The following is a 26,267-nucleotide window of genomic DNA, read 5'->3' as shown; positions in this document are numbered from 1 at the left end:
AATCTATAGATAAACACCCCACGCACGATTAATGCTTATTAACCTCAATCCTGTTTAAGCAATGGAACTAAATGCCTGTTCCAAGATCAGATCTTTCGACCAAAAAACATCTGATTTAAACAAGGAACAGGCATGAAGAATTTAGTTGAGTTGTATTGCGATGTCGATGACTTTTGCAAAGTATTTATTCCGCAATGGCAAAAACAATTGCTAGAGGACGGCACGAATAAGCGTCAACGAAAAGGACAGATGACCACCAGTGAAATAATGACAATTGTTGTTGGATTTCATATGTCGCACTATCGCGATTTCAAAAACTATTATCTCGGCCATATCTCACCTTTCTACAAAGATGCCTTTCCAACTTTACTGAGTTATACGCGATTTCTGGCTGTCATGCCTAGGGTGATTGCTCCTATGTGTGCATACTTCACCATACTAAAAGGCAAGCCTACAGGTATCGAATTCATTGACTCTACATGTATAAAAGTGTGCCACGCCATTCGTATTCCAAGACATAAAACTTTCAAAAATATAGCGCAAAGAGGGAAAGGTACTATGGGCTGGTTTTATGGCTTCAAGCTCCACCTCATCGTCAATCATCATGGTGAAATTGTGGCGGCTAAAGTCACCACCGGCAATGTTCATGACACTCAACCGGTCGAAGAACTCGCACAAGGTTTGACGGATAAGCTTTATGGAGATAAAGGCTATCTAAGTAAAGCGTTAGCCGCTAATTTATTCGAAAAAGGCGTGACACTGGTTACGACCGTTCGTAAAAACATGAAGGCCAAAGTGATGTCTTTATGGGATAGAGCCATGCTTTCAAAACGTTTCATAATTGAGACAATAAATGACCAACTCAAGAACATTTCTTACATAGAACATTCAAGACATCGCAGTATGAACGGATTTATGCTCAATTTACTGGCAGGATTAGTAGCTTATTGCTTAAAGAAAGATAAGCCATCCCTTAATTTAACTGACGTAGAGTTTAACGCTATGATCGTTGCTTAAGCAGATCTGGGGTTTATTAATGAGTGAAAATGCTGTAAAAACCTGCCATGCTTAAGAGTATCCAATGGATGGATTGATTAGGAAAAATTAACGATGCCGAATGAAACTCAAGCCAGCATTTTGTTTGTTGATGACGGACTAGAAATTTTAACTGCCTTAACCCGTTTACTTCGCAGTACAGATATCACAGTACATACAGCCATCTCTGGTGAAAAGGGTTTACAAATACTTGAACAACAAAACATTGATATTGTTGTATCAGACAAAAATATGCCAGGCATGAATGGCAATGAGTTTTTACAGAAAGTGGCGGAGCAGTGGCCAGAAACAGTACGTATTATGCTCACCGCCTATACCGAATTAAATGATGTTATAGCTTCCATTAACTCTGGAAGAATATGGAGTTATATTAAAAAGCCATGGGATAACGATGAATTCAAACTGAATATCCAGCAAGCGCTCAGTTATAGTGAAGTTTTAGCCGAAAGAAGCTTATTACGACATACTCTAGAACAGGTAAAAAGCAAACGTAAACGCAACTTTATGAAATTCATCGGCCAATCAACGGCCATGCAATTTGTTTATGATGCTATTGAAAATTGTGCATCTAGCCATGCCTCTGTGTTTATTACAGGCCCAAGCGGAACGGGTAAAGAACTGGCTGCCGATGCATTGCATAAACTCAGCCCTCGTAAGGACCACCCTCTTGTTTGTTTAAATTGCGCCGCTATTCCCAGTGATTTGATGGAGTCAGAAATTTTTGGCCATGTAAAAGGTGCTTATTCTGGCGCGGTAGCTAATCGAGATGGCGCAGCAACATTAGCTCACGGTGGCACATTATTTTTAGATGAACTAGGCGAGATGGACATAGGCCTGCAAGCCAAAATATTACGCTTTATACAAACTGGGACGTTTAAAAGAGTCGGTAGCAATAAACAAGAGAAGGTCAATATTCGTTTTATCAGTGCCACTAATCGAGAGCCTTCTAAAGCGATAGAAGAGGGCCGTCTCAGAGAAGATCTTTATTATCGACTCAACGTCATCTCTATCAATTTACCACCTTTAAAAGACCGAGATAACGATGCCTGCCATATAGCGCAGTATTTTCTGAATCGTTTTAGCGACATTGAAAATAAAGTATTTGTGGGTTTGTCGTCTGATGCGGGGACCTTGATCAATAACTATTCATGGCCGGGTAATGTCAGGCAACTAGAAAACACTATTCACAGTGCAGTAGTGATGTCGGAAGGTCCATTGTTAACTGAACAAGTTTTAGCTCGGCAGTTACAATTAACCCAAACACAAATGACTGAGTTGTTACATAAGAAAAGCCCCCCCGCTCAACTGGAGTCAATACCAAACACGTCTAGTGATACCCGCAATCATATTCAACACAGTGCAGTAAACGACACCAGCTCAGTGCGCAGCTTAGCAGAAGTAGAAAGGGTTGCGATTGAACACGCCATTGCCGTCTGTAACGACAACGTGGTCAAAGCCGCCGGTTTACTAGAAGTCAGTCCGTCTACCTTGTACCGCAAAGTTCAGCAATGGCAAGATTAATAATTTAACTCGAGTTTAGCTAAGTTTGGCTAAGTATGGCTAAGTTTGGCTTTTTGCATGTTGCGAAATAACCCCTTCGCAATATGTAAATCTGACTCGTTATCTCGCACCCTTCAAAAAATATAACTATATATTTCAATACGTTAAAATTTATAAATTTATGGCCTGCATCTTGAAATACTCAACATAGTATTTTTATAGAATTTTTTGATTAGGCCATAAAAATCATATTAACGACTCTACAAGATGAAAGTAAACGACTGCTCAATCATACCAGTTGACTTCTAGACACTGAGATAACCGCTAGAGTTTTAAGGATATTAGTGATACTTGTATTTACGACAAATTTAGCTGATGTGGAATATGGCGCTGTTATGTTCGCACTAGCTTATCACGAAATTTTTAAGCTCATACTGTGCTCTGGCGCGGGCGCTCAAATTATTCAGTGCACAGAAAAAAATCACCCCAATACGCTAGAAACGGGGCATTTCTGCAATGGTTGGTCTGTATATTATTGGCTAGCATACAAGCGGCCCTGGCTTCGCCTCTAGCTACTTTCTATGACAATCCATCGCTCACTCCACCCATCAGTTTAGTGGCAGTTGTGTATTTGTTTTCTATTGGTAAACATCAAAGTATTCCTGATCCAGCGTCAAGGTAATATGAAGTATTACAGCATTCGCAATGCAATGTGCAGCGTTGCTGAAAATTTTAACATTGTGATATTTGCCTTATTGGACTGAGGCATTATGTCGATTGTCTATGGTAACTGGGTATTCACCCTGCTTTGGTTAGGTTTATTTTACTCCGCCCCAGTACAAAATTTTGGTGTTGGTTTTCAGCGCAACGTTTTTCTAAAACTGACCAAAACCTCGGGACAATTATTCTCTACCGAGTTAGTCAGATCTTTGCGTATGCAATCGAACATGCGGATTGGTGTAAGACTCTTGAGACCCGAATTATTTGGTTTTTACAGCTTTGCCAACAGTGCTGGTGTTGGCCTCAGTCAATTAATCATGCCTTTAATACCGCGCTTTACCCTTATCGGTGTGACAAACACAGAAGCGCTCAACTCAAAAAGTATATCCCTAAGGTGTACCTGATTACTTGCTCAGTAGGCACTTTATTTTTAAAAAAAGCGATTCTGGCCCCATTTATGTGCCCTTATTATTCGAACATATTTGGCAACAAAATACTATGGTGGTGACAGTGTTATGTGTAGCGGCATTGCCGGCTGTATTGATTAACACTCAGTGCAATGTATTGCGCGCTAAAGCCCAGTATCAAAAAGAACTCTATGTTCGAATATTCTGCTTAATTATCAGCTCGGTCGGCTTAGTAGCCGTTCAAGCGTCGACCCCCGAAAACTTTGCTTTAAACATCTTAGCCTGCAGTACATTGTGGCTGCTAGCCTTGTTCCCTTGGAACAAATTAGAATTTCATTTCCAAAATACCAGAGTGTTAAACCCAAGGTGTTTACGCACCTGATAAACGCCCATTAGATTTTGAGAGGCTACCGCGGTTGCGGTTGCAACGGCAGCACCCAACAAACCGTAGCTTGGTATGAGTATCACACCAAGAGCAATTGCCACGATGGCGCTAATAAGTGTGTTATTGAGTACTTCACGCTCACGACCGGTCATGCTCAGTAAATATCCTACTGAACCGGTCGCTATATTGATAAATTGACCTATAGCAAGAATCATCAATGCTGTTGATGCAGCCCGGAAATCATCACCAAAAAAACTCATCAACCAGTCTGGAAAAAGCAACATCACCATTAGTATAGGGGCTGCAACTAACATCATCAGTCGTACAGACCAGATAGCAATGCGTTTCAAACCGTCGATATCACCCTTTTCATGTAGAGCAGCAAATTTGGGAGCAGCGATTGCATTTACGGCAAATAATACAAAACTGGTCAACATCGCGGTACGTTGAGCCGTAGCAAAGAATGCAACATTTTCAGCGGTGCTCCAGGCGCCTAGCATCAACTGTGAGGACCATTGCACCACTTGTGATAATATAACAGCTGCCCAAAGGGGTGTGCTGGTTTTCCATAGTTGAGAGGATGAAAAGCTTTCTATTTTTTCTGTTTTCGGGGCAGACTGATGCCAAAAATATAGGCCTGAACATAAAGTAAAGAGGCCTGCTAATATAAAATGTTCAGCGGCTGCCTCAGCGGTGTAGACTGGGTCGAGTAACATTAATAAGAGTAATGCTATTGGCATTAGTACGTTAAGAGTCAACAAAGATTTAGCTATCTTTTTGAGGCCCTGCATTGCCTGAGCAAGCATTGTATATAAGGCGATTAACGGAATCGCCATCAGAAATGAACGCAGCACAGGCTCAAACCCTGGTTGTGGAAAATAGTTTTCGACTAGCCACGTGACGTTAGACAACGCAAGAACAGTGAGACAGATACTTGCGATGGCTACCCAGCTAACCGATTTTCGATAGACTCCGTGGAGCCTATCAATTTCATTGCTTTCCCGTGCTGCTGCTACGAAACGAATAATACTTTGATCAAGACCGAGTCGCCCCACTGCTGCGATGATGGTAACCAGAGTAAAGGCAAGAAAAAAAAGCCCGGTTTCGTTTGCACCAAGAAATCGTGCAACTACAATATTCATAAAGAGAATGCTGACTGCCGACAGCACCTTAACACTCATACCTATAGCGCTTCCGACAATCATTTCGCGAAGATGAGGATCATCTGAAAGTGAAGATAATTTTAAAACTTGTTTCACTTTTCTGGCAGTCCTAGGCGTTTCTTACAATAAAATTTTCGATGGTTTCGAGTAGATCCTGATTGGCATAAGGAGAAATTGCACCCCCATGCAGTGAACGTAAATCGCTTAGATGTGAATAAAGTTGTTCGGGCTCAGAAGCAATGTAACAACCATCGAGATGACTTAGCTTGCTGCAAGTAGCTAACTGGTGTTCATTACGGTGCTCACCCAGTGAGGCTTTGCGAGGGTATATAATGATAGGTTTAGATGCCATCAATGAACTGATTACTGAACCCATGGCGGCATGGGCTAGGATAACTTCTGACTTATTGAATACTTCCGAGTATTGCTGTTCGCTCAGATAGTCAATGTATTGCATGTGTTTTGGAACGTAACTTCCTTCGGCTATTTGTGCAAAGACTTCCTCTTCAGGGTGAATGTAAGCCCATGCATCAACGATTTTAACAAATCGGTCAAAAGGTAATTGTGTGCCTACGGTTAAAAATATCATAAAACACTCCCTCCATACTGAGGGCCATTTTTATTTGAAAGCTCTTGCCACTGTGTCAACCAGAGATCGGCAAATTTACCTGCACGTTTGCCAGATAGCGATAGTTCTTGTGCATTAGCGATACTATCAACCCAAATGGTTTTAGCCCCTAGTAGCTTTCCGCACATAATCGCAAAGAATCCTGGTGCCGCACCACTCGATATAACGACGTCAGGCCTCTCGCGAATGATGATCCAAAGGATGTGCACAAACAGAAAAATGAGACGGATCTTATCGTTCCTATTGGCATCAATAATCTTGGTAAATCGATTCATTCCCGTGCGACGTTGGGTGGACACATAGGTTGTTTCATATCGATCAAAAATGGGTTTCAAACGCATTAGTTGAACTGAGTGACCTCCTTGGGATGCGACTGCAAGTAATCTTTTCATACTCGTTTTATCTCCGTCATTATTTTACCCACGTGAATGCTTTATGGGTAATACTCGTTAGTTAGTAAAGCAAAACTCATGAAACTCAATCGATTAACTTTCGACTGATTCGCTGATTAGCAAAAGTCACCATAACGCCTTAATCGAATATACATTCTATGTATAATTAACATTGCAATTAGCTTGCCAAAAACAATTTATGTTATCTTTCAGTAACTTGTGATGCATCAACAACTATTTTTTGCATTTTGCTTTGCAAAGTTGATATCCAGCAGACGGGCTTTGCATAATGAAATTTTCAGGCAGTAGTTCTAATCACCTATCCTTCGTACTCACTGCCGTCTCTTGAAGTGGGCTTTGTTAACATCGCTCTGGAAGTCGAAGTTTGTAGCCTTAGTGTGGCTAGATGATTATCGATTTTGGTTAGCGTTATAGGGGCAGTGTTACTTCAGCTTTAGCCAAGGACAGCACAATATAAAGTTCCAATTCAGTTGCTGTATGCTGACGATATAATGCGACCCCATCTATTTATGTGCAATCGGCAATCGCTGTGTGAAAAGTTGATACTGTCGCGAATCAGTATCTCCTATGCCTGCGTTTCCTTATTTGCATGCGCGAGACTTCATTTTTCATTTTTTGCATTGTGCAAACCTCGATTAGGTGAATCATCAATAAGAAGATTTCGAATGATTTCAAATTTGGATGCCAATCGTCGCTATTTTCGATAAGTAGTTGCGTACAGGAGGGAACAATGGCATTTCAAGTGCGTCTTCTAAAGTTCTAAATCCAGCCCATATAACTTCTCGGCCGTCTGGTTGGGGACTGGGAAGCGCTTTTAGATTAACCTCGAATACAAATATGTGATCTTTCTTGAACTCAGTGTGATTGATAGTTTCGTAGACCTGATTGAAAACTTCGATCGAAAAATCTAAACCAACTTCTTCAAATAACTCTCTAGACGCGGCCTCAACTGGAGCTTCCCCTCGATCAATTCCACCACAAGGTATTGTGTAGGTAGATTTATAGCTGTTACGAATCAAAAGTATTCGGCCTTCGTGCCATATTGCTACATACGCTCCTTGAGTTTTTGAACGAAAAAAATAGTTTACTACCAAGTGTCCTTTGTAAGCGATTTTGTACAGTGCACGCAAAATATAATCGAATACACTCGTTGAATTCGATTCATAGTCTCCTGTCGAGAATGACTTCGACCTATCGAAGCTTTCTATTTGACTTTTGGATTGAGAATTCGAATGCATTAGTCAATCTCCATGTTGTATGTTCTAAACGGTAAAAGTGACAAGCGAAGCTTCATGATTAAAAAAACATCGTAACGTTTGCTTTCAATTTTTATGGCAGTTGTATAATCCAGTCTTTGTGTAATTAGCACCCGTTCAGAAATAGATATTTTTCAACGAGTCGTTGCAAGCGGCACGGTTCGACGCACTCCATGCGGCCATCTCATGTAGGACACGCCAACGCAGGTAGTGATGTACACTTTGCATCATAGGATTGCCACGCTCCGCTCTCAAAGACAAGTTTCTGGATGGGTACTAATTATTAAATTAAATCGTCCACATCATTACGCAAAGTAAAAATCCTAGGGTTTGCTAGACGCTTTCTAGCACTACCATATCAACGCTCGACATTTAGATATTGATCAAGGCCCAATGGTTTGCGTTTCATTATCAGGGCTTCGATTGCACCGGCCGCAACCATCAAACAGGTTGTGATAAAATAAACTTTGAGCACGAGATCATCTTCGAAGGGTAATTGGTCCTGCTTCCACTTCCACACCAATAGGGGTAGAACAACTAGCATACCCGGCAGTGACGCATAACAGAGATTTCGTAAAAGTCGATAGATTCTCAGGCTAATCTTGGTCCCTATAGCGTTCCGCAGATAACCAAGAAACAAAAAATAGACAAAGCTGTGACAGGCACCAAAACCTGCAACTATGCTAAATACAACATCCAACTTATATCTCTCATAGAAAATCTCTCCCATTATAGATTCAAGACCTACTGCCAAAAACAATATAAACGCGACACGGATCAAGAGTTCAACCTGCATTACAATACTTAACGGTTGCTTTGATAGTTCACCTTGTCGTGTGCGTTCGGAAACAGTAAGGTCGATAGAACGCGGTGGTGCTATTAGTAATACATATCCAAGTAAGTGTAAAAAACTGTTGAACCTAGGCATTGCTTACTCCAGTTAGGGGTGTTTGAGTAGTCATTTATCGATCCATTCTTCACGTTTAAGATTAGAGGGTGTTATAACGGTTTTTGGGTCGTACTTGTCAGCATAAGCTTTAAGATCACGACGTAGTGCCGATATTATGGCTATTGCAATCACTACGATAAAACCAAGAATAACCAGCCCAATAAGCGTAAACGCAGTCCATTTTTTTCTGGGTGGATAGGATTCAAATAATGGGTCAGTAGCAGGTTGAATCATTTCTAATGGGTAGTTATCTCGGGCAAAGATCAACGACTCAACAGCCAGCTGCGCTTCAAGAAGCCGATAAATTGAACGATGTACCTCGGTATTTTGTAGTTCACTTAATCTAAGTTCCAAATAGATGCGGCGGTTTTTCAACTCTACGGAATCAAGTTCGCGGACATAGAGGTTAAATGCTTTCACAATCTCGTTCGCAAGATGTGCAGCGCGAGTGGGTGATTCTGCAGTTATCCGGATATCAAGAAGGTCCGTTTTCTTGTCGACTTTGATATACAAGGCTTTCGACTTAAACGCTTTTACAGCCTCGCGCATATCAGGTGTAAAACCTTTTTTCCATTTCTTCGTTGCCTTATTCCAATCCTTCGGATATAGCCATTGCAGTAGGCTCTGTTCGAGAATAAAAGAACTGATAAACCCAAACGATTCCATTCGAGCCAAATGTCGTTCACGCTCATTGCTTTGTGTAGCATCGATTATGAAGTCATATTCAATGACCCCCATAGTATTTGCACCACGGTAATCAGTTGGCTTTACACCTCCAGGCGTCTCACTTATGTTAATAGCAACGGTCGCCTCGGCAGAAAAACGGTCATCGATTAACCATGACAGTCCAAAAACTATACCTGCACCCAATATTGCTATGATAACAATGCGGTATTTATAGCGCAGTAACATATGCATATACTTAAGCAGGAGTTGGTACTCTGCAAATTCTGTAGTTTCGCCTTCGCTCTGATTATTTTCTTCAGTTGCCATATCGATCAACCAGGTTGACCACACCGAGAACTGCAAGTGTGTTTTTGTAGAATATGTCTACTAGGTTTGTATAAGATTCTCTACCGTTAATACGGTCAACACTTAATGGCACATAAATAGTTGATCCTGGTGTTACCTTGACGTTGGAGGGTTTGAACAAGCGCCCCCAACTGCTGCCTCTCGAACGTATCGACATGACCTCGCCATTTGCCTGCACGATGTATGTATGTTCATTTTGAGCAAGTTCCTTGGTGCCACCACTTAAGGCAATATAGTCGAGTGCAGCACGATCGGAGCGGAATTTATGTGATGTAGAGAAGTAGACCTGACCGACCACACTCACTTCATCTTGATACTTTGGAACAATAATACGATCGCCATCTTCCAGAACTATGTCGGCGAGTTCATCGCATCGTGTAACGGCTCTCTCCATGTCAATTACCATGCGCCCCAACGCTTTTTCTGGCGAAAGTTGCTTGATAACACTGAAAACATCTTTAGCACTTGGGTCTTGTGTCATCTTTTCATTCTTTGAAACACCTGGCGATATGTGTACGTCAGCCAGCAGGCGGTCGAGTTGATCGGACATACGGTCTAGGGCGTTTTGTTCCTTCTTTCGTATGCTATCGCGCAAAAATACTGTACCGAACAGGTAAGCGTCCTCTGTAAAACCTCCCACTTTTTGAATCAATGCGCAAAGTGTTTCTCGTTTATCCACTCTGTAGCGACCGGGATAAGTGACTTCGCCTTCTATTGATACTTGTTTTGGTTTGTAGGCCCATTCCGGTTTTGGTCGTAAAAAAAGTTGGTCATTGGGATGTAGTATCGAATCTGCTGTCGCTAATAAAGAATTTTTCTTGGCCAAACTGATCGAAAGTGTTTCGCTTCGACTAAACTCGTTATCTATAAGCACTTGGCGTGTTAAACTTGCATATGTTCCAAACGCCTCTTCTTTCATTCCTCCGGCCGCTATTATCAAGTCCTCAACCCGCATGCCGGGAACCATCGGATAAGCTCCAGGATGAAAGGCAGATCCGGATATCTGCACAATGGGTGCAATATCACCGTAGTTAGTTTCACGTTTGAGGCGTTCAATGGGTGCCTTGATTAGTGCCGCACGATCGATGTCTTTGTCGAACAAATACACTTTATCCTTGGGTTGCAATAGCGGATTATGGTCTCCAGTCTTGTCGCGAAGTGCTATACGCAGATTGACCTGTACAAAGTAGAGGCGGTCATTCGCGAGATCTGTTCTTGCTAGCAGGGCATAATCAAGATCGAGACCCGCCTGCAGTCCTCCGGTATTGTTGATCATATCCAGCAAGCGCGTAGCCGGCTGCATTGGATAGGTGCCGGGATGGCGCAGGAACCCTTTGAACTCTATCGTTTTACCCGGAGAGTCTGCAGTTGCCTCTCGTTTCAACTTCAGAACAGTGCGAGACAATTGCTCCGCGCGAGGGGAGTGTGTATTGAAGATGATCACTTGATCACGAGGCTGCAAAAGGATATTGCTGCCAGTTTCTCGATTGGCGAGTGCTTCTCCGAGGTTGAAATAAATGACCTCGGTACGTTTATCACGCCTGTTCTCCCGTTGAACCATCGCAACATCAAACTCAGCACCCTGGCGTAGGATCATGGTAGAAACAAACAGGTCTGCGATGCGCATTCCGTGTTTCCACTGGTAGCCGCCTGGCGTCAATACATGACCGGATAAAAGCACAACACCATCCATCTTGTCGAGAACAGGTAAAACCCGGATGAAATCACCATTTTGTACCTCGATACCTTTACCGCTTTTTCCTAAATCGGCCTGAAGTAAGGTGTACAGGCCAGAGTCAGATACTCGCTCTATTTGTGTTTGGGCCTTGTTGGCTGTTGGAAGCAGTCCGCCTGCTAGGCTTAAAACCTGGCCCACTGACTTTTCGCTCTCGAGTTCGTAAATCGCAGGCCGTAACACCTCACCTGCAATCCCAATCGTTGGGCCGATCGGCGGTACAAAAATCAGGTCTCCCTGGCGCAAATAGATATTGGCACTGTCATTCCCTTTCAGTAGCAACTTGTAGAGATCCATCGTCGCCACCGTCTGTCCACCACGCTTAACCTTAATTTTACGAAGCGAACCCGTGCGTTTGATCCCTCCACTGGACGCCAACGTGTTAACAAGTGTCGAAAATCCGCTCACATTGTAAGAACCGGGATGAGTCACTTCGCCAACCAACATCACCTGAATTGAACGCAGTTCCGAAAGCGTTACCACAGTCTTAATGCCTATCCGCTGTTTTTCTATGGATTCGGAAATATGTTGCTTTGCTTCCTTGAAAGTCAATCCGCTGACTGAAATTGCACCAGACTCAGGGACTAGAATCATGCCTTCACGAGTTACCGTAAGCGTGTATTGGACGTCGGCCGCACTAAAAGCCTGCACAGTAAAAGTGTCGCCCGGACCAACAACATAATCGAGGGGCACCGGTGCACCGCTAATGGCAGGAAATGTGTTCGCCCCTCCAGAAAACATCTCATAACCAAACAGCTCCAAACTACTCTGCACGGTTTGTTGTTGAATTTTCTCTTCTAAGCTCACAGGATCGAGAGAGTTAGATACATTTTTTTCAATCTGTGATGGATTGTTATCAATCAGGTTGGTTGCAGCTTTGACAACCATCATCTGTTCGGGTAGCAATGACTCATCGTCTTGATCGGCTGCCGCAATGGCTTCTCGGCGTTGCTTATCCTCTAATGTCGGAACACCTAAACGTTCATCGGCTGCCATGAGGTGTCCAGCAACAAGGCAAAGTAACAAGCCATTAATTGCTATTTTATATTTAATCATTAGGCGCTCCCAAATTATTGTTGGCAAAGCGCGGACAACCGGAATAATCGACTATTCTTCCCGCGTGTGTATTTAAACAACGGTCTCGATAATCATATATCCCATCACCATCGGTATCAGCCGGACCTTTGTACAGAATGTTCTGTACGAAGTGAGCCATGTCTCTCGGCTGCGCAACCTTGTCAGCGGCTACCGAATACCCACAACTATCGACAGTATCAAGTCGAGTCCTCGAAAGCCTATTACCCACTCCTACAGTGTATAAACACACGCCTGTTCGGTGTTCCTGCGAAGTCGCCAATATTGGAGGCGAGTTAATTACAGCGGTACTTTCTACAAAGCTATTACTTTGGCGCATTTGCATAACAGCACGTTCCAAGGATTTATCAATTTCGGACCAAGAAGTCACCAAAATCACGGCAGAGTGTCCACTGACCTGGTTGATTAGGTGAGAGAGTTGAATAATGACTTCTTCTAACGGAGTCTCTGTTGTATTTCTCTGAGACGCTGCTCTCACTAGAGTCTGTTCTATATCATCGGAGGTGAAGTTTATCAGACTGAGCCTTTGACCGTATGAACTCGGTTTCTGTGTATTTGTCAGGATTGCACCGCTATACGTTTGCTTGGGCAACGTACGGACAAAACGACGGACTATCTCGCGGGCATATAAGCGCATGTCAACACCGTTTAAATCCTTAGATAGTGAGGAGCTTTGATCAATGACAAAAAATAAATGGTCAGTCCGCGGTTCAAGACGGAGTTTCGTCACGCGACTATCCAGACGGATTGGGTCAAAGTAATAGAGAGACTCTTTATGCAGCGCAGTGTTGTAAGCTTTAATATTGGTTAGTCCATTTTCTACGGGGACAGTGATAAGATTTTCAAATGATCCACACCCTGTCAGTAACAATAGAAACAGTAGAAAAAAACCGCTTTTGAGGTGCGGTAAAAAATCGTTATTTGTTAACATGCGTTGCTCCGTCTGCTATATGCATACTATTACCTGCATGCGACAACTCGAATGGCAACAAGTCCGATAGATGAAAGTTGGGAAATAAATCGATACCCATCAGTTGCTTTAATTTGTAGGCAGCAGTAAATGCTAATCCGAGCATAACTAACGAGACAGCAAAAGAAACCATGTAGCGGAGCCCCATTCTTATTGGCGAAGGTATAAGTGCCCAGCGCTCGTTTTCCAGAATATACCTTGATGCCCTCCGATCACGTCCTGCAAAAAAAATGAAATAATAGCTACGGAAGAACAAAGGTATGGTTAGCCTGATGTCAATGCTGTGGCGAGAATCTGTATCCCGTGCAATTAAAGATGTGCGTATTGCTTGATATTGTTCATCAGTCAGTGATTCTCTTATCACCCGAGGCACGCGACTCAATGTATAGTCAGCAAATGTCTCGCTACTGGCGCGTTCCCCTACTTTCATACAGTATCTCGGTCCGTTATACGATTTAGCTTTTTAATCAAATAATTATGTGCATATACATGTTCAGCAATAAGCGGGCCACGCAGTTTTTTTAGGAATAATTAGTCGATTTATTATACGGAAGAAAGCCGCGAGGGGCACTGGTATGTGGAATAGGGGGACCTTGGGACTTTAATTACCAGTGCTTTAGAGCGCTCAGTGACTGACAACAACAAAACAAACAGACAAACAGACAAACAGACAAACTTTAATCTATTCTCAATGTGCGTTGCAATATGCAAAAAAAAACAGCAAGCATTTGTTTGCTTTTATCGTGCATTGCAATATGCAAAAAAACGCGTCCCAATAACCTTTATACATACGTGTGCGTAAGTCATTCCATAGTCACGGCAACTCGTGCAGAGAGCCCCTAGGACCATTAAAGTATTTTATTGTACCTTGGCACACTATCTGCAATCCCCATGTTGCGGATCAGCGTTTTCAGTTTTGAGAGTCGCTCAACGTCCAATTAGTTAATCGAACAGATAGAAAATCAGGGAGACATTTAATGCCAGACGTATTTATTCTCGGATTTACAAAGTGCGCTACGACCAGCATGTACAACCAGTTAATGAAACACGATGCAGTTTCCAATACCAAGCGTAAGGAACCGCATTTTCATTTCTCGAAGATTATGGGTAATCGTTTCGAAGGGCCTGCAGATAATGACACAGTAAAACAAATGTTTGTGACTGACCCAGAGCAATATAAAGTACTTTATGAACAAGGAAAACTAAGCATCGATGGTTCTGCTATGTCCATAGAGGACCCAAGGGTACTAGAGGAAATGAATTCTCAGTTCCCTGATGCAAAGTACATAATCATGCTTCGGGATCCGGTAGAGAGAGCTTTTTCTGCTTACTCTCACCTTATACGAGATGCACGGGAAACGCTTAGCTTCCGCGAAGCAATTGAGCATGAATTAAAGGGCGCTCGCGCTGCCTACATGCCGATATGGCATAACATTAAGTCAAGTCGTTATGTAGAACCAGTGCAGCAGGCACGTGAATTATTGGGGCGTCGTCTAAAAGTCGTATCGTATCGAGATTATGCTAGGAACAATCACCAAACTATGGATGACATTGTTCGTTTCATTGGTTTAAAACCCATTGATTGGCAGAGTGATAACGCCAATCGCTCAGGCGTACCTCGTTCAAAATTGTTTCAGAAAGTGTTGATGAGACAATCGGTGGTAAAGACTTTATTTATCAAAATTTTACCAGAAAAATATGTAACAGCAATCAAGCGCTACTTGGTTGAGCGCAATACAGGAGCCAAGCCGGTACTAAACGTAGACGATCGTCTCTACTTTGAATCCTGTATTGCCGATGAACTCTGCAAAATAAATCCGAACACACCAGACAGTGCATTGTTAAACATGCTTTACAGGTCATGATTGAAAAAAAGAAAGCTACATTGGTTCCTTCTGTACTCTTTGGGATGTTCTTTTTGGAGTTGCTTTTCGTGTTCGTAAAAAAAATCGATGGCACTCTCTATGGTGTCTTTGATGCATTCGAAAAACTTTACCCAATCATAGCCATTATGCTATTGACAGCATTCATGAAGCCGAAGCTTAACATTCATTGGTGGCTGGCCCTCGGTTTCTATACCCTATATTTACTATATGGCATTCTAATTTCATTGGCGCAACAGAAGGGCTTCAAAATCATTCTAGTTCAGCTTTATCATGAGCTTAAGTTTTTCCCTATGATGATGTTATTTTCATTAGTGCGTTGTGATGAGCGATGGATCAAACTAACGTTCAATATTATTAAACCGATAATTATCGTGACTGTACTGCTAATATTATTTCAACTGGCGGTTCCTGGGTTATACGACTCTATTTTCAAAAATGGTGGCCACTTCGAAAAAGGACACGTCGCAGGAATGCTAGTTCCCAGATTAGTTGGCTGGTTCTGGCATCCCGGGCAAATCGCCTTATTCTTCACAATCACAACGGTATTTTTAATATCTGAACACAAAAGACAAAAAGTAAAATTAATTTTTCCAATGGTACTCATCAGTGTGCTTTTTGTGGTGATAGCCATTCAGCGGTTTGAGTTATTTATCCTGCTGATGGTTTTGACGATATTTTGGATCTGCCGCTATATCAATATTGATTATCGGCGATATCTTGCTTTGATTATATTGCTTCTCTTCGGCTGCGGTATTCTTTATGTCATATCTGACAAAGCGCATTTCTGGTGGCTTCTCGAAAAATTTGACTCACCGAGAATTATCTTTTTGGTTGAGGGACTTTTCTCCTTAGTCGAGAGCAACTATTGGGGAGCGGGATGGGGAACGATTGGTAGTCATGCAGCAGCGGACGTGGCAAATGTCTATGAATACAATGAGATGAAAGATTTCTGGTGGGTTAAGTTGGGGCAATATTTTTATGACACCTATTGGCCCCATGTAATTGGTGAGACAGGTCTCCCAGGGTTCTTCTTTCTGCTGTTCTCAATGTTCTTCATGATTCTGGGTCTTGAGCGGCCTGGAGCAAGTATGTTGATGTTCATTTTGATAATGACAAGTGCATTGTCGTCGAACGCACAGGCGCTTTATCACCTGTCGATCTTCGGCTGGTTCATTATGCTGCTGGAAAGCACTCACCGCATAAAGAATCCCACATTTATCAATGCACAGAAGTGTACTGGTGCTGGTTAACAAATTAGGAGTTTAACTATGAAACAAAAAAATGAACTATCTGGAGTAGCCATAGTTGGCACACGCGAACGAGGCGGCATTCGAGCGGTTATTGAAAACCATATACAAGCTGGCGTATACGACGGCTATAGGCACTATTTTATTGCATCTCATGACGAAGTCAGTATGGCAAAAAGATTTCTTCTGGCATTTACTTCGTTGTTGACGCTCCTAAGCTTGATCATTCGAGGCAAAGTGTCATTGTGTCATCTTCATGGGTCTATGAAAGGCAGCATCTACCGTAAGGCGGCTTTTGTGTTTGTTTGCCGCTTACTGAAATGTAGAGTTATCTTTCATCTTCATGGCTCAGAATTTGCGATGACATATAAAAATGCGGGCGCCACCTACACAAACATGGTTCACTTCGTTCTTAATCACTCTGACTGTGTCTTTGTACTTTCTGATTATTGGAAGTCGTACGTTGAATCGATATCGAAAAATCCCAACATTCGGGTGATAAACAACTTCCCATCACCCGTGTTCGAACTTATCTATGAAGAGAGAAATTTCTCAAAGAAACCAATCACAGAAATGCTTTTCCTAGGTCACATCGGCCAACGCAAAGGCATCTACGACCTTGTTGACGCAATCGATTTACTTAGATCGCAGAGCGTCGGCAATTTTCGTATTAATGTTGGCGGCAACGGTGAAGTGGACAAACTAAGGGAATTAGTAGCGAATAGACACCTCGACGAATACTTCAACATCATTGGTTGGGTCACCGGCGAGCAGAAACATCAACTACTGGAAACGTCTGATATTTTACTATTGCCATCTCACAATGAGGGACTACCCATCGCAATTTTGGAGGCTCTTTCTGCTGGTTTGGCTGTATTAAGTACTAGCGTGGGCGGTATCCCCGACGCTATCAGTGAAGAGCGCTATGGTTTGTTAGTAGAACCTGGGCAGCCTAAAGCGCTCGCCAATGCAATAATGCGGTACCTTGGCACCGAGGGGCTAGTTGAATCAGTTGCACGTAAGGCCCATGAGCTTTACAGCAGAGACTATTCATCAACAGTCAACGTAGGGAGGATCAGAAACGTGATTGAGCACTTAGCTTAGGTGTTGTAGATTTGGGGTGACTGTTGTTTTGTGAATGAAATCAATCTTGATTCATTAGGTTTTCATCGGGTACAGGCGAAACAGACGGGGCGCCCTTTTTATAACCCTGCAACACTACTCAAATTATATATTTACGGTTACCTAAACCGTATTCAATCGTCACGCAATCTGAACAAAGAAACCCATCGTAATATTGAACTGATGTGTCTGGTAGAGCGATTATCACCCGATTTTAAACCATTGCTGACTTCACAAAGGACAACGGCAAAGGTATTAGGAACGCCTGTCGTCGGTGTCTAGCGTTGTGTGGTCAAATTATCATGTTTAGTGATGGGGTGTTCGCCATTGATGGCAGTAAATTCAAGGCGGTAAACAACAAGTTTGAAAACTACACACCGAAATAAGTGAAGTCCCACATTGAGCATGTTGCAAAAAGTCTTCAACAATATCTGAGCCAGGTGGATACACAATATGATGATGAAAAAGCCAATAGCAATGAAGTAACAGCGTAAGCGTCCGGCAATCCCACCTAGTCTTTAGCAAATCGCCATGGTAGCAGTGGCTCGATATCGGTGTTTTGAACCGAGACTTGTTCAAGTAAATGCATCATATAGTCGAACGGCGTTAGTCCGTTTGCCTTTGCAGTTTCTATAATGCTGTACAGTATGGCACTGGCCTTAGCGCCTTTGGCCGTTTGACTAAACAACCAGTTCTTTCTGCCTATGACGAAGGGTTTTATCGCGCGCTCAGCGCGGTTATTATCGATGTTCAGGTGACCATATTGGGTGTAAGTGTTGAGTTTACTCCACTGATTTAAGCAGTAGGTGATGGCTTCGCCTAATTTGCTTTTTGCCAATACCTGCGACTCTGATTTTATCAGCCACGCTTCGAACTGTTTGAGCAATATAGTGCTCTTTTCCTGCCTTACTTTCCGCCTGTTATCAGGTGCACTCGCTTTTATTTGCGTTTCAATACGATACAGCTTTTGAATATGGTTAAGTGCCCAATCGGCTCTGCCGCTAGATTTTTTGCCCTGTGCGGTTTTGGCTTCAACGAATTTACGTCTCGCATGGGCCCAACAGCCTGCGAGTGTCGCTTGGGTTTTGTGGTAACCCGCATAGCCATCCACTTGTAGATACCCGTTGTAACCCTGTAAATAATCCACGGCACATTGACCCGCGCGACTCGATTGATAGTCGTACAGCACGATATTTGGGATGTCAGTATTGGGTAATTTCCCTTCAGGTGAGTCGGCGCCTGAGGTATACACCCACATATAGCATTTCGCTTTATCTTCGCTGACGACTTTTAAGGTGGTTTCATCAGCGGCAATGACGCCTTGCTTAAGTATCAATTCGTGTAAATGGTCATATAGCGGTGTGAGCAAGTCAGCGCACCTCAACATCCAATCGGCCATAGTTTTGCGGCTCAGTTCAATACCGTATTGTTTGAACATCGCTTCTTGACGATACAGTGGCAACCCAAATTGATATTTACTGGTGATTACCTGACTAAGTAAGCTTGGTGTCGCATAACCTTTAGGGATAACTGAAGGTGGCACCGGTGCTTGTTTGATGTGATTGCTAATGCCGTCCTTTTCACATACACGACACGCATACTTAGGACGAACATGCTCTATCACTTTAACTTGAGCAGGGATGAATTCAAGCTTTTCAGTCTTGTCTTCACCTATCTTGTGCAATTCATTGTTACAGCAAGCACAGACTTTATCTTCCTGTGCAATATCATGGATAACCACTTCACGAGGTAATGTTTTTGGTAATGGTTTACGCTTAGGTTTATTGCGTGTGTAGCTGATGTCTTCTTTTTCGACAGGTGTTTCAGCAACCAGCTCTTCTGCTTCATTAAACAATTCACCTTGACCAGGGTGACCTTCGCTACTCGCCCCAAATTGTTTTTGTTGGGCAAGACGAAACTGCTCTTCAAGAAACTGATTGCGACTTTCTAATCGTTCAACTTGCTTGCTAAGCTCGGCTATTTGTTGGCGTAGTTGGGCTTTATTCATGTCACTTATTATAACCCTAAGTGACTGTTTTCAATTAGATTAAAACGTGATCGTTAAATGCTACTTATGATCGTACGTTATAACCCAGAGGCCGTGTAATCCAAGCTGCGATGTCCAACGACATCATAGCCACCGAGCAACCATGTTAACTGCTGCTCACTCAAATTAGTGTGTTTGAGTTGGCCACACTTAGGCCATTTGAAGCGTTGTTTCTCCAACCGTTTGTACCATAATGCAAACCCGGTTTTATCCCAGTATAAGAGTTTGAGTTTGTCTTGTTTTTTGTTACAGAAGATAAATAATGCACCGGAGAATGCGTTTAATGTTAATTCACTTTCGATAATCGCCAGCAAGCCATTAATCGACTTTCTAAAATCAACATGCTCAAGGTGCAAATAAATGTCATCTGGCTCAACGAACATTCTCATGATTGCAGTGCCTTAACGAAACTTGCCAACCAAACAGGCTCGCAAGACGTCGAAAAAGATAACGAAACCTCGCCCAATCTGACAGATACTGATGGTTGAATAGTCGCGTCGATAGCAGACTTGCTAGCTTTTACAAAACGAGGCGGGTTAACTTGCTGTTGTAATCGCCCACGAAATTTATAAAAACTTGATGTGCTAACTCTGTGCTCTTTACAGAAATCAACAATGGCTAACCCACTCGTTTGTTGTTGGCTTATCAATTTCTGCCATTCATCTAGTGTTTTATGCTTCATAATACCTCCCATTACAGTGAGGAAGTATTTTCGAATGAATAATGGATGACTGCTAGGCGTGGATCACCGGACGCTTACGTAACAGCGTCTAAGTTGGCCTGATTAAAGCAACGTTTAACACCGATATTTTATCTTCCTTCTTTGACTTTTTTCCATCTCCTCCGCGCTTTCGAGGCTTTCTGTGCTCAATGGTACGTTTACCCTTAAATGACTCCAGAAAGAAGGTTTCATCTGCCTCAACGATCCCCGAAACGTTCTTAGTTTGTATCACGGTTGGCGCTTTTAGAAAACGATGTCGCCATCTGAATGCGGTGGTCAGATAAATATTCACTCGCTGTGCTGCTTTTCTCTGAGGTAAGCTGTCGTATATACATTTGAGATAATTGAACCACTTGTCTTCTTGGCGAAGGCCATATAAAGCAATACCTGTAAGCGCATTAAACGTTTTACCACACTCGATATTTTTGCATTTATAACGTTGCAGACCTGCTGATTTACCCCACTTCTTAATTTGTGGGCTAGTACAGTGACGGCAACATGTTATGTCTGACGAGCTATCAACGAAGGATGCCGCCTGAGATTCAATAAGCTTGTGCCTCGAAATGACTTTATCCGGCATCAAAAATAGTATTTGTCACTAAAATATTAAGCTCTAATTAATTGAAAAATATGAGTTTCAGAAAATTTCACTGGCCGAAATTCACAATAAAATCATGTTAGCCCAACATTATATGTTTACCTAAAGATCCATTATGAATGATTTAAAAAGTAAACTGACTAACCGTCCGTTTACGTTCTCGATGTTGTTGGTGTTTAGCTGCATTCGCACAGGCCATAATCTTTGGTTTTGCCCACAGCGTCAACATAATGATACTGGACCCCCTATTTGTTTGAGCACAAATGGTCTATGCAACATTTTTTGGTCTTGGTTTTGCTGGATTATTGGTATACACCAAAACAATCTGAGCGCCTATTTTGGTCCATACTGTGATTAACACCGCCAGTGGTATTGCCCAATATTTCAACCTAAATTTTATTGACTCACAGACATATTTAACTATGTTCATCAGCGCCATTATAGTTAGTTTTATCTTTTCTACGGTTTCTGTAATATTTTTGCTCTACAAAGCACAAAAAAATAGCCAGCTTTAAGACAGCGACAGAGTCAAGATATGTGAGGGGCAGAAATAAATGATTGCGCAACTTTTAATTGTGTCTGCCCTTACTGGCCTTAATAGTTTCAGCTAACCTGTGTAGCGAATAAAATATTTCCTAGACACGATATGCTTAATTTTGCTGCAGCAGGCAAAAAGTTGATCAGGTAAAGAGGGTTAAATTTTAAAAAGCTTGGGACCAACATGAATGTTAAAGGTAGAATAACGCAACTGCGGTTATCGAGATGACAGTGCTCATCAGTGCATAAACCAATATGAGCATAACCAACATGTTAATTTAGTGATGAAGAGAAAATCAATGCATTCAAAAATACAACTCACCAAAGAAGATCTCAGAAAAAACAAACCAGCACGAGATGACTACTTAACTAAACGCAAAACCCCCTTAATAGTGGTGTTAGATAATGTCACTAACAGCCATAATATTGGGGCATTTATCCGCTTGGCTGACGCGTTTGCAATCGAAAAAGTGATTGTTTGCGGTGAGCTAACCATTTCAGATAAGAAGTTAAATAAAGCCTCTAGAAATGAAGCGAAATGGGTTTGCGTTGAATACAGTGATAGTAGCACTTCAAGCTTGCAAACATTATTGGACGATGGATATACCGTTTACAGTGTTGAGTTATGTCACGAGTCGCTTGATTATAGTGATGTTGCCTATCCGGCACGCTGTGTATTGGTGTTTGGCAATGAACGTAAAGGAGTGAGTGAAGCCGCATTAAAGTTAAGCCATCAACACATACATATTCCGATGTTTGGTATGGGTAACTCTTTGAATGTTTCAACAGCTGGTGCGATTGTCTTGGCCGAATGTGCTAATCAAATTAGAAAATTGCCATATATTTAAAAAATCTTAAAATATTGCCTCATATTGAAACAACGCTAATTTAAACAATATTAAAAGGCAAATCACCTTAACATTTTTTTAATAAATTGAGATAAATAGTACATTACAAAAATACATCACTTACGGTTTGAGCAAAAAACGTTCATCTCCTGATAACTTTGAATGAGACCGCTTGGTAGTCTCAACCTTGATTGGTTTTGAAATAAGGCACTTTTAGTGAAATTAGTGTATTCATTGATACTATTACATGCTCATAAAAATACATATTTAGGCGAGATAAGTACCCGAACTTTATAGTTCAGGGGGCTAATTCACTAAGTCGAATACTCATTGCGGTGATACCTGCATGCTTCATTTCCTGATCTAACATGGCACGAAATTCTGCAGTGTCAGAAGCAAATATGATACCTACACCTTCTTTGTTGCTATGTATCACCATGCCTTTTTGTTCTAAACAAGTCTGGTCTTGTTCTTTGTGGGTAAAATAGATTTTAATGAAGTCATTCGTTACCAGTTCAGGCTCGGGTAATTCTATAAAAGCGCCAAAAAGATTAATATTTCGTGTAATAGCATGCCCCAAGCTTGCCCCCTTAAATTGAAGCTGGACATCTAAAGCTAAGGGGATTCGGGTATAAGTACGATGATGAAGCGACACTTCAACTCCTGTGATTCAATTTAGAAGACGTAAGCCTTGATTCACTATTAGTATAGTTCAGTATATGTGTATCTCTTTTGATAAAATTGATTTGAATCAATTTAGAATAATAGAAAAATAAGGATAAACATTATTATCAGATTAACGAATCAGTGACGGGCAATACTTGGACTGTAATCAAGCAAGGGCTCTTCTATGCTAGTTCTTCTTATAAGTTTGCGACGCCGAACGGGATCTCAATAGCGCTGAGTTATGGATTGATTATGATATTAGCAATGCGATGAGACATGCACACAAAGTAACGTTAATATTGTCCAATAAACCATAGCTATTTCATTAAAGTGGATGTTCGAAAATAAGCACTAAAAAACAGTTTAGGGCTAATTGAAATATACCTTAAACCGCGCCCGCTGTTACTTCTTGCAATGTGAGTTAACTGACATTTACTAGGGTAAAATTATGCGTTCAAAACGGTTTTTACCTTGCAATGTGATGAGAGTTAATCGTTAAACTAACCGTGCATCATGCAATATTAAGATGTACTTAACCCGCATTACCCCTTTAATTCGTCATTTCAATGACCCTATCTGTCTTAGACTTAAACAAATTTGAAGACATCAATGATATATTGGGTCACTGCTTTGAGATGAAAATCGTTTAAATATCAAAAAACTGAGTGCTGAGCCCACATCCTAAAAAATAAAACCATTAATTTAATGTGGACACCTTAAAGTCGAAATGCAGTTAACATCATTCTTTATGCACAAACACATCTTTTATTAACGTTGCTCCAATCGACATTTTAAGCAACAAAATACACATAGAATAAAAGCAATGATGATGATGATGATGATTAAACACATTCTATTGCGGATATTAAACGTTGTTTTGAGCACCATTAATCTCAATGGCATTGATTAAAAATCAGGCACTAAAATAGTACCCTAAGTCTAGACAACACCGTCCATCAAATAATTATGGAAATGCAAAATGAACTTACATAAAAAAATTCGAAATCATATCACTGTGCACACTATCACGTGCCACATAACATTAAGCCACAATTGTGGCTGTGTGGCTTTTCCCATGGAATGTTACACAGACAATGCTTTTGGTGCGGTGTAATTTATGTCTGAACAACTACCCAAAGAAACATCCCCAACAGTCGTGACGCTCAACCAGCTCGCAGAGTTGGCAAATTACTCGCTTATGGACACGCTTAGCTGCGATCCTGATGCGAAAGCAAACGGTAATGATTACTTGCCTCGACAAGTTTTCTCTGGCCATTATGTCCCCGTCAATCCCACCCCAATCGAAAACCCAGAGTATATAGCCCACAGCAAAAGTTTTTTTCATGAACTTGGTTTCTCTGACAGTATGGCAACCTCCCCCGACTTCATCCGGATGTTCTCTGGCGATATATCGCACCTGCCAAAGCCGATGCGCAAAGTCGGTTGGGCGAGTGGCTATGCCCTTTCCATCTACGGCACCGAATATGTGCAGCAGTGTCCCTTCCAAACGGGTAACGGATATGGCGACGGTCGCGCTGTTTCAGTACTTGAAGCTGTCATCAAAGACCAACGCTGGGAAATGCAACTCAAAGGTGGTGGACGGACACCCTATTGCCGCGGTGCTGATGGGCGCGCTGTGCTGCGTTCGAGTATTCGCGAGTTCCTAGCGCAGGATCATATGCATGCACTTGGGGTGGAAACATCACGGGCTTTGAGCTTGTATGTTTCGAAGACGGAAGAAGTCAAGCGGCCATGGTACTCCGAAGGTTCACGTTCGAAGGATCCTGACATGCTAATATCTGAGGCGGTGGCTATCTCGACTCGCGTTGCCCCCTCGTTCATTCGAGTTGGTCAACTTGAGCTCTTTGGTCGCCGTGCCCGCAAAAATACACACCCTAAAGCGATACAAGAGCTAGAGAAAATAGTGTTGCACGCAATCGACCGTGAATATGCAGATGTGATTGACAATCAACTCACCAGCCCCGAAAAAGTGGTGATGTTAGCGCGTGAGTTTCGCAGCCGCCTAACCTCGCTGATGGCAAACTGGATACGCGTTGGCTTTTGTCAGGGCAATTTCAATAGTGACAACTGCGCATTAGGTGGATTCACACTTGATTATGGTCCATTTGGTTTCTGTGATGTATTTGACCCGCATTTCCAGTCATGGACCGGTGGTGGACATCACTTCTCGTTTATGAACCAGCCAGTTGCAGCACAACAAAATTTTAAAAGCTTCTGTACTGCACTGAGGCCATTGCTGGCATCGTATCAGGAGCCATTGCAACATAGCTCTCTACAACCAGACTCGCTGCAACAAGACTATCTACAGCAGCTTGATGAGATCCAAGATGGATTTTCAGACGTGATGCAAGTCCAAATGGAAAAAATGTGGGCAGCCAAACTTGGCCTTAATACTTTTCACAAGGGCTTGTTTACTGAGCTTAGAACTCTGATGACACAAACGCCCGTTGACTATACTATCTTTTTCCGCGAGCTCTCAATGTTGCCTAAGACCATCGCCCCCCTTAAAAAAAGCTTCTACAAGGATTCAGAAGGCATGGACCAACAATGGTCAGGGTGGCTCACAAAATGGCACTCGCACATTGCTAGTGATAATGTTGCTGCGCCCCGCTCCACCGATGAAATATCTAGGCAGATGAAACGCGTTAATCCAAAATATATTTTGAGAGAATGGTTTGTGGTGCCGGCTTATCAACAAGCGACTGGTGGAAACTACACGCTAGTAAGAGAGTTGCAAGCAGTCATGACGCAGCCATATGCCGAGCAATCGAGAGAAATTGAGGAAAAGTACTACAGGCTAAAACCCTTTGAATTTTTTGAGCTGGGTGGTACGTCGCATTATAGTTGTTCGTCGTAATTTTCGAAAACAACTTGGATCAGCAAAGCAATGTATGCAGCCTACCCACTGCTTACATTGCTGACTTTTACGCTTATTATTAGTTCACATCAACCTTGATCGGCTAGCCATTTTTTAGCATTCGAAAACGCCATACTTGCCTTAAACAATGTGACCCATCTACTCAATAAAGCTTGATGTACTAACCTCATATTTATGCGATTGATTCCCCCCCATTGTTTGGCATAAAAATGTTAATTTTATTGATACTTGCAGGGTCATCAATAGTTGAGGCGGTGGCAAACTCTTGATTGTTTGCGATTTGACACAACAATTGTCGCAATGTTTTTCCTGTTCGGGGTTTGGGGTTTGGGGTTTGGGTAAACGTTCAACGATGAATGTTTGCTTCATACAGGCAACCGCACACAA

23 protein-coding genes and 1 pseudogene are annotated in these 26,267 nt (G+C 42.1%); 10 read left to right on the top strand and 14 right to left on the bottom strand.

Translation table 11 applies throughout. The annotated features are described in order from the left end of the window. Window positions 1-132 precede the first annotated feature (132 nt). The 4 genes from Q0Y52_RS07225 to Q0Y52_RS07210 all read left to right on the top strand — a co-directional run bounded on the left by Q0Y52_RS07225 (window position 133) and on the right by Q0Y52_RS07210 (window position 3,680). A complete protein-coding gene (locus Q0Y52_RS07225; RefSeq protein ID WP_297819971.1) occupies window positions 133-1,017 on the top strand; it encodes an IS982 family transposase in 885 nt (294 codons plus the stop codon). Window positions 1,018-1,110: 93 nt separating this feature from the next. Further along, entirely contained in the window at window positions 1,111-2,577 is a 1,467-nt protein-coding gene (locus Q0Y52_RS07220; protein WP_297819969.1) for a sigma-54 dependent transcriptional regulator, read from the top strand. Between the two features lie 445 nt (window positions 2,578-3,022). After that, on the top strand, window positions 3,023-3,238 hold the full coding sequence (locus Q0Y52_RS07215; RefSeq protein WP_297819966.1) for a hypothetical protein: 216 nt from the start codon (window positions 3,023-3,025) through the stop codon (window positions 3,236-3,238). Window positions 3,239-3,326: 88 nt separating this feature from the next. Beyond that, window positions 3,327-3,680: a hypothetical protein gene (locus Q0Y52_RS07210; protein WP_297819964.1), complete on the top strand. Its 354-nt coding sequence runs from the start codon at window positions 3,327-3,329 to the stop codon at window positions 3,678-3,680. A 336-nt stretch (window positions 3,681-4,016) separates the two neighbouring features. On the opposite strand, the gene Q0Y52_RS07205 is transcribed toward Q0Y52_RS07210, so the two are convergent. From Q0Y52_RS07205 to Q0Y52_RS07165, 9 genes are all read right to left on the bottom strand, one after another. Continuing rightward, window positions 4,017-5,327 carry a polysaccharide biosynthesis C-terminal domain-containing protein gene (locus Q0Y52_RS07205; protein ID WP_297819961.1) on the bottom strand — a complete coding sequence of 437 codons (1,311 nt, stop codon included), beginning with the start codon at window positions 5,325-5,327 and terminating at the stop codon, window positions 4,017-4,019. Between the two features lie 13 nt (window positions 5,328-5,340). Next, window positions 5,341-5,820, bottom strand: coding sequence for a glycosyltransferase (locus Q0Y52_RS07200; RefSeq protein WP_297819959.1), 480 nt, complete (start codon window positions 5,818-5,820; stop codon window positions 5,341-5,343). After that, window positions 5,817-6,251, bottom strand: a complete 435-nt coding sequence (locus tag Q0Y52_RS07195; RefSeq protein WP_297819956.1) for a hypothetical protein — start codon at window positions 6,249-6,251, stop codon at window positions 5,817-5,819. Before Q0Y52_RS07195 ends, Q0Y52_RS07200 begins: the two co-directional genes overlap by 4 nt. Window positions 6,252-6,943: 692 nt before the next feature. Further along, on the bottom strand, window positions 6,944-7,510 hold the full coding sequence (locus tag Q0Y52_RS07190; protein ID WP_297819953.1) for an NUDIX hydrolase: 567 nt from the start codon (window positions 7,508-7,510) through the stop codon (window positions 6,944-6,946). Between the two features lie 376 nt (window positions 7,511-7,886). Further along, window positions 7,887-8,456: a hypothetical protein gene (locus tag Q0Y52_RS07185; protein WP_297819950.1), complete on the bottom strand. Its 570-nt coding sequence runs from the start codon at window positions 8,454-8,456 to the stop codon at window positions 7,887-7,889. A 30-nt stretch (window positions 8,457-8,486) separates the two neighbouring features. Next, a complete protein-coding gene (locus tag Q0Y52_RS07180; RefSeq protein WP_297819946.1) occupies window positions 8,487-9,470 on the bottom strand; it encodes a hypothetical protein in 984 nt (327 codons plus the stop codon). Continuing rightward, complete coding sequence (locus Q0Y52_RS07175; protein ID WP_297819944.1) at window positions 9,460-12,300, bottom strand: SLBB domain-containing protein; 2,841 nt, start codon at window positions 12,298-12,300, stop codon at window positions 9,460-9,462. Before Q0Y52_RS07175 ends, Q0Y52_RS07180 begins: the two co-directional genes overlap by 11 nt. Next, window positions 12,293-13,270 carry a hypothetical protein gene (locus Q0Y52_RS07170; RefSeq protein ID WP_297819941.1) on the bottom strand — a complete coding sequence of 326 codons (978 nt, stop codon included), beginning with the start codon at window positions 13,268-13,270 and terminating at the stop codon, window positions 12,293-12,295. The genes Q0Y52_RS07175 and Q0Y52_RS07170 overlap by 8 nt, the downstream gene beginning before the upstream one ends. Further along, the gene (locus tag Q0Y52_RS07165) at window positions 13,257-13,739 is read right to left on the bottom strand and encodes a hypothetical protein (RefSeq protein WP_297819938.1); all 483 of its coding nucleotides are present in this window, start codon (window positions 13,737-13,739) and stop codon (window positions 13,257-13,259) included. The genes Q0Y52_RS07170 and Q0Y52_RS07165 overlap by 14 nt, the downstream gene beginning before the upstream one ends. A gap of 547 nt (window positions 13,740-14,286) precedes the next feature. Between Q0Y52_RS07165 and Q0Y52_RS07160 the strand changes: the two genes are divergently transcribed. The 4 genes from Q0Y52_RS07160 to Q0Y52_RS07145 are packed head-to-tail and all read left to right on the top strand — an operon-like array spanning window position 14,287 to window position 17,846. Beyond that, complete coding sequence (locus Q0Y52_RS07160) at window positions 14,287-15,174, top strand: sulfotransferase (RefSeq protein WP_297819935.1); 888 nt, start codon at window positions 14,287-14,289, stop codon at window positions 15,172-15,174. Further along, window positions 15,171-16,445, top strand: a complete 1,275-nt coding sequence (locus tag Q0Y52_RS07155; RefSeq protein ID WP_297819933.1) for a hypothetical protein — start codon at window positions 15,171-15,173, stop codon at window positions 16,443-16,445. Before Q0Y52_RS07160 ends, Q0Y52_RS07155 begins: the two co-directional genes overlap by 4 nt. Before the next feature lie 18 nt (window positions 16,446-16,463). After that, on the top strand, window positions 16,464-17,546 hold the full coding sequence (locus Q0Y52_RS07150) for a glycosyltransferase family 4 protein (RefSeq protein WP_297819930.1): 1,083 nt from the start codon (window positions 16,464-16,466) through the stop codon (window positions 17,544-17,546). 30 nt (window positions 17,547-17,576) lie between these two features. Then, window positions 17,577-17,846, top strand: coding sequence for a transposase (locus Q0Y52_RS07145; RefSeq protein WP_297819927.1), 270 nt, complete (start codon window positions 17,577-17,579; stop codon window positions 17,844-17,846). A 229-nt stretch (window positions 17,847-18,075) separates the two neighbouring features. On the opposite strand, the gene Q0Y52_RS07140 is transcribed toward Q0Y52_RS07145, so the two are convergent. The 4 genes and pseudogenes from Q0Y52_RS07140 to Q0Y52_RS07125 all read right to left on the bottom strand — a co-directional run. Then, window positions 18,076-19,572, bottom strand: a complete 1,497-nt coding sequence (locus tag Q0Y52_RS07140; protein WP_297816919.1) for an IS66 family transposase — start codon at window positions 19,570-19,572, stop codon at window positions 18,076-18,078. Window positions 19,573-19,649: 77 nt separating this feature from the next. Then, a complete protein-coding gene (gene tnpB, locus Q0Y52_RS07135) occupies window positions 19,650-20,000 on the bottom strand; it encodes an IS66 family insertion sequence element accessory protein TnpB (RefSeq protein ID WP_297816922.1) in 351 nt (116 codons plus the stop codon). Continuing rightward, a complete protein-coding gene (locus Q0Y52_RS07130) occupies window positions 19,997-20,293 on the bottom strand; it encodes a hypothetical protein (RefSeq protein ID WP_297816924.1) in 297 nt (98 codons plus the stop codon). Before Q0Y52_RS07130 ends, tnpB begins: the two co-directional genes overlap by 4 nt. Before the next feature lie 115 nt (window positions 20,294-20,408). Next, window positions 20,409-20,798, bottom strand: a pseudogene (locus tag Q0Y52_RS07125) (IS1595 family transposase); the annotation flags it as partial. 968 nt (window positions 20,799-21,766) lie between these two features. Between Q0Y52_RS07125 and Q0Y52_RS07120 the strand changes: the two are divergent. Continuing rightward, a complete protein-coding gene (locus Q0Y52_RS07120) occupies window positions 21,767-22,315 on the top strand; it encodes a TrmH family RNA methyltransferase (RefSeq protein ID WP_297819924.1) in 549 nt (182 codons plus the stop codon). 298 nt (window positions 22,316-22,613) lie between these two features. On the opposite strand, the gene Q0Y52_RS07115 is transcribed toward Q0Y52_RS07120, so the two are convergent. Continuing rightward, window positions 22,614-22,970, bottom strand: a complete 357-nt coding sequence (locus tag Q0Y52_RS07115; protein ID WP_297819921.1) for a PilZ domain-containing protein — start codon at window positions 22,968-22,970, stop codon at window positions 22,614-22,616. 1,128 nt (window positions 22,971-24,098) lie between these two features. Between Q0Y52_RS07115 and Q0Y52_RS07110 the strand changes: the two genes are divergently transcribed. Next, window positions 24,099-25,859, top strand: a complete 1,761-nt coding sequence (locus tag Q0Y52_RS07110) for a protein adenylyltransferase SelO family protein (protein ID WP_297819918.1) — start codon at window positions 24,099-24,101, stop codon at window positions 25,857-25,859. The last annotated feature ends 408 nt before the right edge of the window (window positions 25,860-26,267 follow it).

This window comes from uncultured Paraglaciecola sp. (genome assembly GCF_943787955.1).
Classification (GTDB): domain Bacteria; phylum Pseudomonadota; class Gammaproteobacteria; order Enterobacterales; family Alteromonadaceae; genus Paraglaciecola.
Note: the sequence above shows the minus strand (reverse complement) of the source record. Positions and strands in the feature narration are given on the sequence as shown.